12 protein-coding genes and 1 pseudogene are annotated in these 13,975 nt (G+C 30.8%); 11 read left to right on the top strand and 2 right to left on the bottom strand.

What is annotated here, in order from left to right; genetic code table 11:
* Window positions 1-219 precede the first annotated feature (219 nt).
* On the bottom strand, window positions 220-1,149 hold the full coding sequence (gene mltG, locus Q5I06_RS01600) for an endolytic transglycosylase MltG (RefSeq protein ID WP_305516456.1): 930 nt from the start codon (window positions 1,147-1,149) through the stop codon (window positions 220-222).
* Between mltG and Q5I06_RS01595 the strand changes: the two genes are divergently transcribed.
* From Q5I06_RS01595 to mnmH, 11 genes and pseudogenes are all read left to right on the top strand, one after another.
* Complete coding sequence (locus Q5I06_RS01595; RefSeq protein WP_305516455.1) at window positions 1,097-4,135, top strand: YhdP family protein; 3,039 nt, start codon at window positions 1,097-1,099, stop codon at window positions 4,133-4,135. The two genes, mltG and Q5I06_RS01595, sit on opposite strands and share 53 nt — an antisense overlap.
* 82 nt (window positions 4,136-4,217) lie before the next feature.
* Window positions 4,218-4,448, top strand: coding sequence for a FeoA family protein (locus Q5I06_RS01590; protein WP_305516454.1), 231 nt, complete (start codon window positions 4,218-4,220; stop codon window positions 4,446-4,448).
* Window positions 4,448-5,086: an endonuclease III gene (gene nth, locus Q5I06_RS01585; RefSeq protein WP_305516453.1), complete on the top strand. Its 639-nt coding sequence runs from the start codon at window positions 4,448-4,450 to the stop codon at window positions 5,084-5,086. The genes Q5I06_RS01590 and nth overlap by 1 nt, the downstream gene beginning before the upstream one ends.
* A gap of 202 nt (window positions 5,087-5,288) precedes the next feature.
* Window positions 5,289-5,591, top strand: a pseudogene (gene fliN, locus Q5I06_RS01580) (flagellar motor switch protein FliN); the annotation flags it as partial.
* Between the two features lie 6 nt (window positions 5,592-5,597).
* Entirely contained in the window at window positions 5,598-6,416 is an 819-nt protein-coding gene (locus tag Q5I06_RS01575) for a hypothetical protein (RefSeq protein ID WP_305516451.1), read from the top strand.
* 19 nt (window positions 6,417-6,435) lie between these two features.
* Window positions 6,436-7,305 carry a TonB family protein gene (locus Q5I06_RS01570; protein ID WP_305516450.1) on the top strand — a complete coding sequence of 290 codons (870 nt, stop codon included), beginning with the start codon at window positions 6,436-6,438 and terminating at the stop codon, window positions 7,303-7,305.
* Window positions 7,306-7,565: 260 nt separating this feature from the next.
* Window positions 7,566-8,588: a dihydroorotase gene (pyrC, locus tag Q5I06_RS01565; protein WP_305516449.1), complete on the top strand. Its 1,023-nt coding sequence runs from the start codon at window positions 7,566-7,568 to the stop codon at window positions 8,586-8,588.
* Window positions 8,585-9,715 carry an exo-alpha-sialidase gene (locus Q5I06_RS01560; RefSeq protein WP_305516448.1) on the top strand — a complete coding sequence of 377 codons (1,131 nt, stop codon included), beginning with the start codon at window positions 8,585-8,587 and terminating at the stop codon, window positions 9,713-9,715. The genes pyrC and Q5I06_RS01560 overlap by 4 nt, the downstream gene beginning before the upstream one ends.
* Entirely contained in the window at window positions 9,712-10,287 is a 576-nt protein-coding gene (locus tag Q5I06_RS01555; RefSeq protein ID WP_305516447.1) for a hypothetical protein, read from the top strand. The genes Q5I06_RS01560 and Q5I06_RS01555 overlap by 4 nt, the downstream gene beginning before the upstream one ends.
* A gap of 67 nt (window positions 10,288-10,354) precedes the next feature.
* Window positions 10,355-12,373, top strand: a complete 2,019-nt coding sequence (locus Q5I06_RS01550; RefSeq protein WP_305516446.1) for an LTA synthase family protein — start codon at window positions 10,355-10,357, stop codon at window positions 12,371-12,373.
* Window positions 12,354-13,397 (top strand): tRNA 2-selenouridine(34) synthase MnmH, encoded by a 1,044-nt coding sequence (gene mnmH / locus Q5I06_RS01545; protein WP_305516445.1) that lies wholly within the window; start codon window positions 12,354-12,356, stop codon window positions 13,395-13,397. The genes Q5I06_RS01550 and mnmH overlap by 20 nt, the downstream gene beginning before the upstream one ends.
* Here mnmH and Q5I06_RS01540 read toward each other — a convergent pair.
* Complete coding sequence (locus Q5I06_RS01540) at window positions 13,370-13,975, bottom strand: DUF1643 domain-containing protein (protein WP_305516444.1); 606 nt, start codon at window positions 13,973-13,975, stop codon at window positions 13,370-13,372. The two genes, mnmH and Q5I06_RS01540, sit on opposite strands and share 28 nt — an antisense overlap.

The raw sequence follows: 13,975 nt of genomic DNA, 5'->3' as shown, positions 1-13,975 counted from the left end.
CAAAAAAAATACTAACATAAAATCTTGAATAAACCTTATCCCAATCTTCCAAAAATACAAAATTATATATCTGACAGACATAATTCCCAAAAAATACTAATCTGAAATAACTTTTGGATCAAAAAAACAAATCGGGACTTAAGATATCATCCGAAAATTTCAAGCGTTAGTTTCTTATAAATAAACTTAAGAATCACTTTAAGTAAGTAAAAATTGGTTTTACTTAACATTTTTAAGATGTTGTTTGTAGGTGTTGCTAAAAATATGCTTACCGGTTTTTGTTTTTACAAAATACAGATATTTTACATTTGCAGGGTTGATAACTGCTAGTATTGCATCCATACTTGCACTACCTATAGGATAAGGAGGAACCCCTCTGTGTTTGTAAGTATTATAGGGTGTAGTATCATTCTTGATACGTTCTGGAGTAACTTTGATATGAGAATATTTCCCATAATTTAGAGATCCATCCATCTGTAATGGCATACCAATCCTAATTCTATTATAGATAACAGCTGCGATAATAGGCATTTCCTCCTTATCCGCTGCTTCTTTTTGAACAATAGAAGCCATCGTTACATATCGAAACCATTGTTTTGCATCAAATTCTCCGAGCACTTTAATTGCCAATTCTTTATGCTTATTCATCGATTGATTTAATAAATATTGCATGAAATAATTTGCACTAATACCTAGTGGGAGTTTATAAGTATTAGGCAATATGATTCCATCAGGAAGTGGTGAGTATTTATGATAAGCATCCCAAAGAGATTTTTCACTCAATCCAAATATTTTACTAGCATCTTGAATAAAAAAATACATCGTCTCACCAGGTATGAGAGTGATGTCTTGAAGTGCCGCTTTTGATTTGGTAAGTTTGTATAAAAAGTCGCCTTTTGTAAGCTCCGTACTTCCAATATCTATCCATCCACTTTGAGGTTTCCCCATTATTCTCAAAATATATTTGTCTAATTGATTAATATCGAAATTGTTTTTTGATAAATATGTTATAATTCCACTAATTGAACCCTGAGGCATGTAGATCACGCTACTTGACCTTATAGGGATACTTAAATAAAAAAAGACTGACACAACTATGAGTAAAATCGTATCAAAAAAAATATTGAGCCTAATTATATTCTTCGTCATCGTGCTTATACTACTTTTTACAGGTTATAGAATTTTATCCGATGGATTTCATATCAAAAATCTAAAAATCGGCAAAATAAACATAAATGGATTATATCTAAAACTAGACAATAAGCTTATATTAGATGTCAAAAAACTTGATGTATCTGCATATCTGAAAACGCCTTCTAAAAAATCATTTGATATAGAATCTATCACAGACAATATAAAATATGGAATTTGGGCTATTTCTTATTTTCAAAAACTCTCTATCAAAAATATCATCTTAGATCAAGAAAACCAAGCTTCGGTTATATACGATGGTCAGAAATACACGCTTCAATTTCCAAATATTCAAGCAAACTTTGCAATTGAAGACAACAATAAAGATATCAAATTAAAAATCCTCGATCTAGTTCTAAAAAAAATGGGGGTTCAAACAGATGGTGATATTATCTATTCTACCCAAAGTAGAAAACTTGGCTTTAATCTCATAGTTAGTCCCATAAATGAAAAAAAAGACAAACTCTATCTGCAGGGAATCACAAATCTAAAGATTCTCAAGCTCAAAGCAAAAACCTCTGAAATCAAAAACATTGATTTTTTAAAATCATATCTAACTGAAAATGAAGAAAATGATGAGTTGGGGAAATGGCTTTTTGAAAAAATAAAATTTTCCACTCTTCAAATTGATTCTGCACAAATACAAGCAACACTAACCAAAGATAGTTTTTTGCCCAGTGTTATCCAGAGTGCAAACATTAAAGCAACAATCAAAGAGCCTCACATTTTCCTTGATGAAAGTATTTCACCTATTACTGCCCAAATGGCTACATTAAGACTAGAAAAAGAAAAACTCTCAATTGATTTACAAAAACCTAACTATGAAGATACAGATCTTCAAGGCTCAAAAGTCGAGCTCACACATCTTTTACAATCTCCAACCCTGCAGATAAATATACTTTCTAAGGATGCTTACTATAATGATTCTATAAAAAATTTACTGAAAATTTATAATATTGAACTCCCTATTGATTCTGTAAGCTCAAGAGTAGATGTAGGTCTATTGATATCCTTGCAGTTCCTCCAAGATTCTGAGCCCATTATAGGTGTAAAAGGACAAATAAATACTCAAGAAAGCAATATCTCGGTTTATAAAACACCTCTGTGGGCAAAAAATGTGGGTGTTTCGTTAGATATTGGTCCAGAGTATGAATATGTCTATATTGACACCACAGATACGCACTATCAAAATATAGCTGATATAGATGCTAAAATTACCCTAAACTTGATAGAAAAAACACTTCAAGCAAATGCAAAAATCCACAAAATTCACATTAGCACAGATAATGATATCAATACAAAACCATATGAACCAAATGCGTCAACACAACAAGAAGCGTTATCACAAACCCAAGAGAGCAATTCTAACAACGAAGATCAAGGCGAGGAATCAAATATAGCCACCGATAATGTTGCTTCTACCTATCAAACTCAAGATCAAAAAAATAATCTGTCTAAAAAACCTCAGCAAACCAAATTTATTTTTCCGACACAAAAACTCTCTCCACAGACTCTTAGACGCAAAATTATAGAAGCTATCAAAGCAGATAATCAGAAAAAATTTATCGAGGATATTTTTTACGCTACCTCAAAAACATTGCCCACACTTGATGTGAATATGGATTTTTCAAATCCAGAATCCATAAAATTATCTATTCCAGATATTGGAATTTCTGGTAGTATTGAAAATAATACCTATTCTGTGAAGGCAAATGATATTGGTAAGCTTTATCCTTATTCACCACTTCTGAAATATATTGGGATTACAAACGGAAATGCTGATATAAAAACAAGTGATTTTGAAAATATCAATTTTGATATTCAATTGTGGAATCTAAACATTCCTCTTTATTCAAAAGATGGGAAAAAAATATCAGAATTATCTTTATCTGGAAAAATAAATAAAGATGTCGTGATTGCGAACTCTCCAAATAACGATATAGCAGTAAGCATAAAAGGTCCTCAAACAAAAATAAGATTAAAAAATATGGATTTTAATCTCAATGAATTTCTTGAAAGCAAAATCCCCGCAATAGAAGAAATGTTAGCAGATGATAATCCAAAAACTCCTGATTTGAGTTATAAAGAAATCGAGCAGGAGACTTTTTTTATTCGCGAAAAAAGAAAATATGAACGCTCGCACAATATTGATCCTAGTATTATAAACCTAGAATCAGATAATTCCACCATCACATTTAAGGAATATAAAATCCCCCTAGATAGCGTAAATTTAAGAATACAAGATGGACGGGTCGCTATAGATGCAACGCATAAAAATGGAGTGGCAAATTTAGATCTCGTGCATAAAATCATCTTCGTTCGTGCCAATAATTTTAGCGGGGATTTTATCAACAACACATTCAAAACAGATTTCATCCAAGGGGGGTTATTTTCGCTCTTTGGAGCTTACAAAAATGAAATCTTTAATGGTGAGTTAAATATTCAAAATACACTATTTAAAAACTTTGTTGTCCTCCAAAATATCATCAATCTTATTGATACTATTCCTTCTTTGATAGTTTTCAAAAATCCAAATCTAGGTACAAAGGGATATGAAATTCAAAAAGGACATATCGTTTTTGCCATCAATAAAAAATATATTGGATTTGAACGCATTGACCTTATAGGAACTTCAATGGATGTGAGTGGGAATGGTATCATTGAGTCAGATACCGATGAGATTAATATGAATCTCAAAATTTCCACCATCAAGAATTTCAGCAATATTTTGAATAAAATCCCAATCTTTGGCTATCTCATACTGGGAAAAGAAGGTAAAATATCTACAAATGTTATTGTGAATGGCACTCTAAAAGACCCAAAAACACAAGTGAGTTTAGCTGAAGATGCCATCAAAGCACCATTTAATATTCTCAGAAGAGCTTTTACTCCTATTGATATTATTATCAATGAAGTCAAAAAAGAAATGAATGAAAGTGAGTAAAATAAATCAATCTAAAAAAGAATAAATTTAATATTTAGTATTATAATAATCTAAAATTATACGCATATCAAGAGGAGCGAAAATGACATTAGATAAGTGCCAAATAGATCATCAATACAAAATAACAAATATTGATTTCTCTGATGAAGCTCTAAAAAACCGCTTCATAGCCTTTGGAATCACAAAAGGAGCTATCATAAAGTTGATGCATCACACAGCAAAAAAATCTACTCTCTCTATTTGTATTGATCAATCTCAAATTGCTTTGCGCGATTATGAAGCCAAACAAATTCAAGTAGAAGTTGTTTTATAATGACCAAAATCCAAAAAATTCAGGAAATAAAAAAACGTTTTTTACAACATTATGCAAATCCAAAAACAGAGTTACAATATAGAAATATTTATGAACTTCTAGTTTGTGTAATGCTCTCTGCACAATGCACTGATAAAAGAGTTAATATCGTTACCCCTGCTCTATTTTCCAAATACCCTACTCCTGAAATTCTAGCAAAAGCAGATATTTTAGAAGTCAAAGAACTTATAAAATCCATCTCTTATTTCAATACAAAAGCTAATAATCTTATCAAAATGGCAAACCAAGTAATGGAAAATTTTGAAGGCAAAATTCCTTCCACTCAAGAAGAACTTAAAACTCTTGCGGGAGTAGGACAGAAAACTGCCAATGTAGTTCTTATAGAGTATTTTGAAGCTAATTATATGGCTGTAGATACGCATGTATTTAGAACATCTCACAGATTGGGTCTTAGCAAAGCAAAAACTGCATTACAAACAGAAATAGATTTAAGTAAGGCTTTTAAAACAAACTTGAGTATTCTTCATCAAGCTTTTGTGCTTTTTGGAAGATATACTTGCAAGGCATTAAAACCTGAGTGTGAAAAATGTTTTGTAGAAGAATTTTGTCTCTCAAAAAGCAATTTTAAACCTGCTTGATAGCTTGAAGATATTTTTGTGAATTCAATAATAACAAAAAACTATCGAGCATAAATTAAGGTATAATTATCAAAATTTGATACGATTTATGAGATTCAAATCAGACCCAGATAAATGAGAGTAGCTTAAATATAGTATTTAAAGGCAAAAAATGAATGAGCAAAATTCTATTTTAGACAAGCAAAAAATCCATTCTGAAAAAGATATTGAGTTAGCAACCTATCTTGAAGATCTGATGAGCAACTATGAAGGATTACTAGATATGGAAATAACCTTTAATGCTGAACTAGGTTCAACAAAAATTCCCCTATCTGAGATACTCAAATTTGAAAAAGGATCTATCATAGATCTAGGAAAACCTGCTGGAGAAAGTGTAGATACCTTTGTTAATGGAAGAGTTGTTGGGAAAGGCGAGGTAATGGTCTATGAAAAAAATCTAGCCATTAGACTCAATGAAATACTTGATTCAAATGCAATTATTTACTACCTCACAAGAGATTCTTAATCATAGATGAAAAAAATATTTATTGTATTTATTATATTTTTTCATTCTTTGTTCGCACAGGCGATGATCAAAAAAATAGAAGTTTTTGATCGTGGAAATAGCATTGATGTGATGTTTTTCTCCAATATGCAATTCACCTCATCTCCTCAAGAATTCAATATCCAAAACGAAAAAATAATCTTGCTAAAAAATGCGACAACTAAACAAAAACTGCAAAGAAATTTTGCCTCTTCTGTTTTAACATCCCTTGAAATTTTTTCAAAAAATAAAGATATTTATATTGTTCCAAAATCAAAGATTCCTTTTGAAATCAATGCAAGTAAGTCCAAAGATGGCTATACTTTAAGATTGCGTTTTCTATTCAAAAAATCCATTGATAATGTAAATTCCATCATAAAAACACCCTCTTCTATAAAGCCCGATCTATTTAAATCAGAAACTTCTTCTAACTCTACAAGTCTAGGAATGCAAGATTATCAGTATTGGTTAGTGTTAGGATTTATGGTGGCACTTATTTTAATAATGTTCTTTGTAAGAAAAAAAATCCGTTCCTCTACAAACAAAACAATCTTTGAAATTAAAAATTCAAAACTTCAAATTCTAGCAACCAAAAATATCGATGCAAATAATAGACTCCTTCTACTTGGAGGAGAAAAATATCAATATCTGATACTGCTGGGAAATAAACAAAATATTCTTATTGATAAAATAAACATAGATAATTCTTCAGAATTCATCAAAGAAATGAAAAATGCTTCTGAGGCAAAGGGGAATAAAAAAAGAATGATCGATGATAAAATTTGGACTTCTTTAAGCAAAAAATAAAGGTTAAATAAAAAGAAAAATGCAAGACAAAGGATCTGAAAAACGTTTTATTATTGCATTATTTCTATCTATTTTTTTTCATCTATTGGTATTGTTGCTCGTCTATGCACTTAGCAAACTTACTCACACTCCCCCACGCTTAGAAAAAATAGATGCGAGTAATTTATTGGTTCTCAAAAGAGGACATTCTCAAGATCCTTCAAAAAATAAACCCGGTGCCCCACCAGTAACTAAGGCAAATAAAAGTAACCCTACCCCCATACAATCTATCAACACTCCCCCAACTATGCCAACACTAGATGCCACCCCAAGTAAAAATAATCCTGCCCAAGCCCAAAAAACACCTCCAAAACAAGAGGAAAAGAGTAAAATAACTCAACAAAAAAAACAGCAGGATTCAAAAGAAAAAGCTCTTCATAAATACGATAAAGATTATATTGATCCCAAAAATCTCTCTCTACTCTCCAAGCAACAAATGATGGCATTACAAATACCTCAAAATTCTTCACAAAGCCTTCAAGACGATAAAGGATTGGATTCTGACACAAAAGAAGAGATTGATGAACTTTATGGGGATGAATTTGGAGATTTAGGTAGTGCAGAAAAAGACTTTATCAAAAACAACCTAAGAGATATTGGAAGAATCACACAAAAATATCTACAATACCCAAGAGAGGCTGGATACTTGGGACAAGATGGAGAAAATGCTATAGAATTTTACCTATATCCTAACGGTGATATTAGTGATTTGAAAATTATCAAAAATTCAGGATCTATTATCCTAGATAAAAATACCACCAGAACAATAGAAATAGCCTATAAAGATTATCCTAGACCCACCACAAAAACTCTCATAAGAATTAAGGTAAGATACTTTCTTTATAGATAATCTAAATTGGATTCTGTATGGTGTCTAATTTTATTTTTGAGCTTATTTGTTATTTCCCTATAAATAAAATTTATGATTTATTTTATATTAAATTAATGATAAGAATTATTTTTAATTTAATATATATAATATAAATATCATATATTGGGGATTTTTATACTAGATAAATTTCACTATATATTAATTAATTTTTTAAAATTGGAGTAAAATTAATTCTAACATAGTAAAATTAAATCCTAACAAAAAATCAAGGATCCCCTATGGAAGAAATTGTTTTGAAAGACCCGCTTGATATGCATTTACACTTGCGAGAAGGTGAAATGCTGAAAAATATCATTGAATATACAACCTCTCAATTCGCAGGGGCAGTAGTTATGCCAAACCTAACTACGCCTATCACAACAACTGAACTCGCACTTCAATATGGTGAAGAAATTACTTCAAACTCAAAACACAAAACTTTTAAACCTTTTTTAACTCTCTATATTACAGATTCTATAAATGAAGAAGAACTCAAATATGCCAAAAACAAAGGTATTAAAATTCTCAAGATTTATCCAAAAGGAGCAACCACTAATAGCGAAAATGGTCTGAATGAAATCTTAACACCCCATATGTTAAAAATATGCGACATAGCAGAAAATATGGGGTTTATACTATCTATTCACGGAGAAACAAATGGTTTTTCTATGGATAGAGAATACCAGTTTGGAAAAATCTTCGCCAAATTAGCACAAGATTTTCCTAAACTCAAAATCGTTATTGAACATATGAGCGATCATCGGAGTATTGAGCTATTGGAAACATACCCTAATATTTATGCCACGCTTACATTACATCATATCACAATGACCTTAGATGATATGCTAGGAGGTGCTCTTAATGCCCATCGATTTTGCAAACCTATACTAAAAACACCAAAAGATAGAGATATGCTATTAAACCTTGCACTCAATGCACATCCAAAGGTTAGTTTTGGTTCTGACAGTGCACCACATTTAGAAAAAAATAAACTCAAAGATAGTGCTGCAGCTGGAATATTTTCTTCTCCAATGATATTGTGTGCATTAGCCACTTTATTTGAAAAACACAACAAGCTTGAAAATCTTCAAGCTTTTATCAGCAACAACGCTAAAAAAATATACAATATCAACGATCTACAACCTAAAGAGATAAGGTTGTGCAAGAAACATTCTTGGGTGCCCACACAAATCAAACTTATACAAAATAATATTATCCCCTTCAATGCGGGTGCATTATTGGAATGGACGCAAGTTATATGAAAAAAATCTATTTTATCCTTATTGTAATTTTGCTTGGAGGATGGTTTTCCTACCTTTCCTATCAAGTCCCTAAAGATAAAATGGATTTTCAAATAGCTATCAAGCCTATCCCCTACACTGAACCCTATTTTTCAAAAATAGATATTCCCATGCCTGAAGGAGTAGCTTCTGCACACTCTGCAACACTTACAAGTCTTGAAAATGGAAACCTTTTGGCTGCATTTTTTGCAGGAAGCAAAGAAGGTGCCAAAGATGTCAAAATTTATGGTAGCATCTATGATAGTAAGAAACGCTTCTGGAGTAAGCCATTTGTAATGCTTACAAGAGAAGATTTGAGCAAAAAATCCAAACAATACATCAAAAAACTTGGCAATCCCGTATTATATAGAGTTAAAAATAGGATTTATCTTTTTGTGGTTGGCGTAAGCATTGGAGGATGGGCGACAAGTAAAATCTATGAATTATATAGTGATGAATTTTCGCCACAAAAAACTCTTACTTACAAACAAATGCTTGAATTGAGCCCATTTGGAAATATTAGTAATCTTGTTCGATCTACTCCTATCGCACTTAGCGATGGGGGATTTATTTTACCCATTTATCATGAACTTGCCGATAAATATTCACTAATGGTTAGATTCGACTCTTCTGGCAATGTTGTTTCTACCAACAAGCCAAATAATCTTCATGGTCAGCTTCAACCAACTCTTGCTCCACTATCGCATACAAAATGTTTAGCCGTTTTTAGAAACAAAAATGTCTATCAAAATACAATGTTTTCACAAGTATGCGAAGATGGTGGAGAGAAATGGCTACCCCCAGAGAAAACAAATATAAAAAATTATGATAATTCTGCCAATTTAATTAGATTTAATAAGGATATTTATCTCATTCATAACACTTTCAATAAATCTCCTGGCCTTGAACGAGGAACACTAACTTTATCTATAATGATTTCTCCAAAACAATTTAGAAAAATCACTGATTTGGATTATACCACCTCTGCTGAAGTGAGCTATCCTACAACTATTACAGATGGTGATAATATCGATATTGTATATACTTTTAATAGAAAAAATATAAGGCATATTCGTTTAAATCGCTCATTTTTAAGGACAAAACTATGAATGATTATGTTTTTTCTTTGGCTTATATGGCATTTCTAGGATATTTTGGACATAGGGCAAAAGTTTCAAAAAAAATAAATTTTATCCTGATGATACTAGGTGCAATTGTCGTAAATATTCCTATAAATAATCTCTCAATTAATATTTTGACCTATAGTTACACAGGAAGAATGAGTGTATTTTTATTTACTTTTTGCATTATGACAATATTTGAAAATCTCAAAACCCATCAAAACAATCTTATAAGCCTAAGAGGATTTGTATTTATTTTTCTCTTCGGGCTTATTTTGTATTTGAGTGCATTAAATCTCATACCCATCAACCTATATTATCAATCATCTATTTTTATTATTATCACTTGTTGTCTGATTACTATTGTTGCTTATTATATTGACAAAATATTGGGCATTATTTATTTGCTATGTCTTTTTGCATATTCTTTAAATACAATGGATTCTAAAAACTTATTTGATTACTTTATTGATGTGCCCACATGGATATTATCTATTATTTCTATAATAATTTATTTTATTAAAAAAATATCAAATAATAATTATTATAATTTAAAATAATTTAATTCTTTTTTATAAAAATATCCTTATAATACACTCTTTTATTTTTAATATTATAAGGATTGTTGTGAGAATCTTTTCAACTATACTTAAAACAATTAGCTTTACTCTTTTTCTTGCTTTTTTATTTATATGTATTCGTATTTGTTTTATACTTTATACCGGAATATACCAAAATGCAATGGGGGAAGTAAGCTTCTATGATATTATAAATACACTCATAAATGGCTCAAAATATGATAATAAAACAGTAGCGTTTGCAAGTGTTATGTTTTTGATTCTTGGAATTTTATTGTGTTTTTTTTCATTTCAAAAATATATTTTAAATGTTTATGCAGGAGTTATCTTTTTTATCTGTATTTTTTTAGGTATTTCAAATATAGCTTTTTTTAGTATTTTTGGAAATGTATTTGATAATAACCTCTTAGGACTTATCAATGATGATAAAACTGCTATCTTTAAAACAGGATTGCAGGGAAATTATTACATCGGCACAAAAATTATCATTTTGATACTATGTACTGCTATTTCTATTTTTATCTACAACAAATTTTCCAACCTTGTAGATTCTTTTTTTCTAAGAAAATTCCCAAAAAAATATCCTAAAATTTCCTCTTTGATAGCTTTTGGTATTTTATGTATCATAATGCTGATTTTTATCACTTCCCATCTAGGATTTAAAGAAATTTCTCTAGATATGAATACAAAATTTTCAAAAGATCCATTTTTAAAAAAAATAACTCCAGGAGCATTTCGTAATCTTTATGTTGTCTATCATAATTACAAAGCAAATTCAACTTTTTTTTACAATAAATCTCCCATTGATACAACCAAAAGCTTTTTTAATCTTCCTTTAGATTCAAATCCCCCTTTTGATCTTTCTATTTTGCTGCAACACACTAGCACCAACATACAAAAAGCACCCCAAATCAAGCATATTTTTTATATCGTCTCAGAAAGCTTGAGTGAATGGAATTTTGATAATGAATTTAATGAAATTGGATTAATGTCTGGACTAAAATCTCTTATAGATGGAAAACACGGCTTAAAAATAAAACATTTTATAGAAAATGCTGATGTAACGATAAGAAGCCTTGATGTACAAATTACGGGACTTTTTAATTTTGATACAGCTTTGAATTCTAAAGCGGGTATTATGCCATTGTTTCCAACCGCCGTTGGAGGTATTATGAAAAAGCTTGGATATGAAACTAGATTTTACTATGGGGGATCTGAAGCTTGGCAACAACTTGATATATATACTCATTCTGAAGGATTTGATAAAATATTTGGAAATACAGACTTATTGGAATATACTCAAGATAAATCCTATCCCAAACCGCTTGAAAATATTTGGGGGGTGTATGATCCTATTTTATTTGACTATCTTATTGACAATACTGCGATGACGCAAAATCCTACATTTAATATGGTAATGACCACTTCTAATCATCCTCCATATGATGTAGATCTAAAACACTACAATGTCCCAATGGATAAAATAAATACATTTTTAAAAACCCATATTTCAAAAAAAGAATTTAATCATAATGAGGATGTCGCAACAATGTTAGGTCATGCCTGGTGGTATGATAAACAGGTTACAAAATTTATCAAGGAAGCTTCTAAACGTTTTCCACAATCTCTTTTTATTATTACTGGCGATCACTATGGCAGGATGTATGTTAGAGCAAAATTAAATAATCAAAAAGGAAAATCTATTCCGCTGATTGTATATTCTCCCATCTTGACTCCAAAACAACTTTACAACATAGGTTCCCACATAGATATTGCCCCAACAATTGTAGAACTTGTATCTCCAAAAGGTTTTAAGTATAGCAGTTTTGGAAAGCCTCTTTTAAGTAACAATCATGCAAACAAATACCATGAAGATGGTTATGCGCTTGGATATTATGTGATTGCTACCAATCGTTTTATTTATGTCCCTAACATGCCAATAGAATATTTCAAAAACACTACTCCAATACCTAGCGATCAAAAGGAAGCAAAAAAACTCTATGAAAAACTTGAAGAGGCCAAAGCTATTAGCTGGTGGATGTTTACCAATGGCAATATTATCAAATAAGAATCTCTTTAAAGAGTTTGATTATATTATTGATGTCAGAACTCCGAGAGAATATGATTATTCCCATATACCCAACTCTATCAATCTACCTGTTTTTAGCAACGAAGAACATGCAAGAATTGGGACTATCTACAAACAAGAATCTCCCCTAAAAGCGAGTATTTTAGGAGCAAGTATTGCTTGTAAGAATATCTCTGCACTCCTAGATTCTATCTCTGAAAATGAAATGCTACAAGCCATACTCAATCACAAAAACAAATCTATTGTCTATTGTGCAAGGGGCGGAAAAAGAAGCGAAGCGATGAAAACTATTTTAGGGCACATTGGTTTTCGAGTATCCAAACTAGAAAATGGCTATAAGGCTTATAGAAATGAAGTGCTAAACTATTTTAATACCCCCTTAAAGCATCGCTTTATTAGCCTTTGCGGTCCTACTGGATGTGGAAAAAGCGAAATTATAGAAATTTTAGAAGATTCTAGCATTCATTTAGAAAAATTAGCGAGGCATTATGGATCTAGTTTTGGAGGAATGGCAACTTATTACATGGGAAAACAACCCTCTCAAAAGATGTTTGAAAACATTCTTTATGAAGATATCCAAAATAAACAAAACCAACCTATTTTATTTATAGAGGCAGAATCCAGAAAGCTAGGAAATCTTATTATTCCAAATAGTCTCTTCAGTGGGTATCACAATGGAATAAATATTTTGATACAAGCCCCTATAGAACAGCGAATTGGACGTATTGTAAAACTATATAAAAATATTCCTGAAGCAGACTTTTTTTGGGCAATGGAAAAAATCAAACCTTACATTCAAAAAAATATTTTTGCAATTATTGGGAAACTATGGGAAAATCAAGAATTAGAAAAAATTGCTGAAATCTTAATAGAAAAATACTATGACAAAGTCTATAAAATAGGAAAATATTCCCATATTATCTCAAATACAAATTCTGTTGATACTGCCAAAGAACTGCTAGAATTTAAAGAATTCTACAAAGATTCTTTTAACCCTTTATAATGGCACTCTTCAAGCAAAGTACCATTTTGCAAATCATTTAAAAATCTAGATAGCAAAATCCCCCCATCTTTTGGGACAATGTGGCAAGGATGAGAACTTTTAAGCAAACCAAAACAATATATCTTATCTCTATAATTCTGTATTTTTTTCCATAATTGGGTGGCATAATCATTATGTATCTTAATTTTTCCGGCTCTGCGAAAAACATTGTCACCCCAAGCACAAAATACTTTTTTACTTTTATTTACGCAATATTGAATATATTCTAGATTTTTCTCGAACATTTCTCCATCATATTCAAGCAAGTCAGTCGTCTTATGAGTAATGTAAGGATAAAGATTCAACATACAAACCCCTCCATAACTTCCATCTTCAAATATCATTGCAAACTCTTTACAGACAAGCAAAGTGCTATCCCAATGGTAAGTATCTGAAGTTTCAGGATTTAGAGTAATAAAACATAACTTAGGTTTTTTCTCATCCCAAGTACGTTCTAACACAAAACGATAGCGTCTATCTCGAGAAAATATAGATAAAAATTCATAGTTCTTACCTATTTTATCAGATACAAAAAGCAC

The organism is Helicobacter cappadocius, assembly GCF_030688855.1.
GTDB lineage: Bacteria > Campylobacterota > Campylobacteria > Campylobacterales > Helicobacteraceae > Helicobacter_J > Helicobacter_J cappadocius.
Note: the sequence above shows the minus strand (reverse complement) of the source record. Positions and strands in the feature narration are given on the sequence as shown.